This window comes from Psychrobacter sp. T6-6, from assembly GCF_052258185.1.
GTDB lineage: Bacteria > Pseudomonadota > Gammaproteobacteria > Pseudomonadales > Moraxellaceae > Psychrobacter.
This window is the reverse complement of sequence record NZ_JBQQEX010000025.1, coordinates 1-800: the sequence shown is the minus strand read 5'-3', so window position 1 is coordinate 800 and position 800 is coordinate 1. Positions and strand designations below refer to the sequence as shown.

At 38.1% G+C, this 800-nt stretch carries 1 protein-coding gene and 1 pseudogene; one reads left to right on the top strand and one right to left on the bottom strand.

Annotation, left to right across the window (positions count from 1 at the left end):
* Positions 1-79: pseudogene (locus tag ACTXGL_RS14085) on the bottom strand (IS1 family transposase); the annotation flags it as partial.
* 76 nt (positions 80-155) lie between these two features.
* Here ACTXGL_RS14085 and ACTXGL_RS14080 point away from each other — a divergent pair.
* On the top strand, positions 156-800 hold a 645-nt coding region (locus ACTXGL_RS14080), incomplete at its 3' end, for a cation transporter (protein ID WP_443527307.1).

Genomic DNA, 800 nt, shown 5'->3' with positions numbered 1-800 from the left:
GGGTATAGCTTTTGAAACCATTTTTCTTTATATTGTCACTTAGACAGGCTGGGCATTTGATGTATAGTGTCATTTGCATTTCACTATTTATCAATTTCTCAGCCTGTTTTTTTCCAGCCTACTTTTTGAACCACCACCCGGATATAAATGTAGCTATGAATAAAACAACTTTTAAAATATCGAAGATGGACTGCCCTTCGGAGGAAAACCTAATCCGAATGAAATTAGAGGGCCACTCGAATATTGAACATCTTGAGTTCGACATTCCTAACCGTCAATTAACTGTGTTTCATCATGACAATATAGAAGGGATAGAGACTGCTATTCATGACCTAAAATTAGGAGACACCCTACTCTCGACCGAAACCATTGACCCCTCTGATCCCAACAATAATTTTAAAATTGATGCTGATTCTAGTCACAAAAAAGATGCTGAGCAAAGAAAGCTACTATGGATAGTGCTGGTCATTAACTTTGCTTTCTTTATTATTGAAATGAGCACGGGACTGATTTCTCGTTCGATGGGGTTGGTCGCCGACAGCTTAGATATGTTAGCAGATAGCTTCGTGTACGGAATTAGCTTATTTGCGGTCGGTGGAACGGTCATTAAGAAAAAACGGATTGCTAGAATTGCCGGATATTTTCAAATTACGCTAGCGATTCTTGGTTTTTTAGAAGTACTAAGACGTTTCTTTGGCAATGAGCAGTTACCTGACTTTTCTACCATGATAGTCATATCGATTCTTGCGCTAATTGCAAACTCGATTTGCCTCTATTTACTACAAAAATCGAAAAGCAAA